The 1,184-nt window shown below is 61.6% G+C and carries 1 protein-coding gene and 2 pseudogenes; 1 reads left to right on the top strand and 2 read right to left on the bottom strand.

Going from position 1 to position 1,184, the window contains the following annotated elements; all coding sequences use genetic code 11:
* Positions 1-90: pseudogene (locus DBR30_RS22810) on the bottom strand (hypothetical protein); the annotation flags it as partial.
* On the opposite strand from DBR30_RS22810, the pseudogene DBR30_RS03545 reads away from it, so the two are divergent.
* Positions 90-524 (top strand): annotated as a pseudogene (locus DBR30_RS03545) (helix-turn-helix domain-containing protein); the annotation flags it as partial. The pseudogenes DBR30_RS22810 and DBR30_RS03545 sit on opposite strands and share 1 nt — an antisense overlap.
* A gap of 55 nt (positions 525-579) precedes the next feature.
* On the opposite strand, the gene DBR30_RS03540 reads toward DBR30_RS03545, so the two are convergent.
* Positions 580-1,184 (bottom strand): hypothetical protein (locus DBR30_RS03540; protein ID WP_258224265.1); only part of this gene is annotated, 605 nt, incomplete at its 5' end.

Genomic DNA, 1,184 nt, shown 5'->3' with positions numbered 1-1,184 from the left:
CTCGCGTACGTTGCCAGGCCAGGAGTAGTCGAGCAGCACTCGCGCCGCCTCGACATCGAAATCCTTGAAGCGCTTGTTCTCCTCCTTGGCTGCTGGCGCGCACCCTGCTGCAAAGCTACGCCAAGGAGGAGAACAAGCGCTTCAAGGATTTCGATGTCGAGGCGGCGCGAGTGCTGCTCGACTACTCCTGGCCTGGCAACGTACGCGAGCTGCAGAACGTGGTGCGCAATATCGTGGTGCTCAATGACAAGGAGCTGGTGAGCCCGGATATTCTGCCGCCACCGCTCAATGGGGTGCGCCCCCAGCTGCCGGCTGCGATTGCGGCAGCGGTGGCATCGGCTCCGGCTGCCACCGGCGTGGCCAACGGGCCAATTCGTCCGCTCTGGCTGGTGGAAAAAGAGGTGATCGAACAGGCCATCGCCAGCTGTGACGGCAACATTCCCAAGGCGGCGGCACTGCTCGAGATCAGCCCCTCCACCATTTACCGTAAAAAGCAGGGGTGGGAGGAGTCCAATCGGGCTTGAACCATCTTGCCAGCAGAAAGGGCGGCTAGCGTGCCGCCCTTGCTATTTTGGGGGATCAGAGTTTGGCGAGGCGCTTGAGGCGGGCCAGTCGTTCCCCCTCGTTGGCGCTGAACCAGCGGTCCTGTGACAGCAAAAACCAGGCGCGGGAGAAGTATTCCGCGGCCAGCGGATCGTCCAGCACCAAGGCATTCTCCCCCAGCTCCTCGAACAGATAACCATCCTCAGGTTCGCCAGCCTCGGCCATATCGGCCTTGAGCTGGTGCAGCTCTGCCAGTGCCTGCTGGTGCTGACCCTGGGCCCGGGTCAGGCGAGCCAGACTCCAGCGAGCAATAAACGCCTTGGCCGGCTGGTTATGCTGCAGATGCCAGGCCAGGCACTTCTGTTGCTGGATTTTCGCCTCATCAAAGCGGCCCAATTCGAATAGGGTCCAGCCCTGATTGTTGTAAAGGGGGGCCAGCCAGCCACGCACCTTCTCGTCACTGCTGCGTTCCGCCAGCTCCATCGCCAGTTGATGCCAGCGGCTCTGCTCTTCCAGTGGTGCGGCGATGGCGATCATGTGAGCGGCGTCGATGGCGAGATAGGTTTCTTTCTCCTTGAGCCCCCATTGCCAGGCTTGTTCAAACAGCGGTTTGGCACTGGCTTTGTCGCCCGCCGAGTTAA

Origin of the sequence: Aeromonas sp. HMWF017, assembly GCF_003061465.1 — a bacterium.
In the GTDB taxonomy this organism is placed as follows: Bacteria; Pseudomonadota; Gammaproteobacteria; order Enterobacterales; family Aeromonadaceae; genus Aeromonas; species Aeromonas veronii.
The sequence above is the reverse complement of the archived record's forward strand: the minus strand, read 5'-3'. Positions and strand labels throughout refer to the sequence as shown.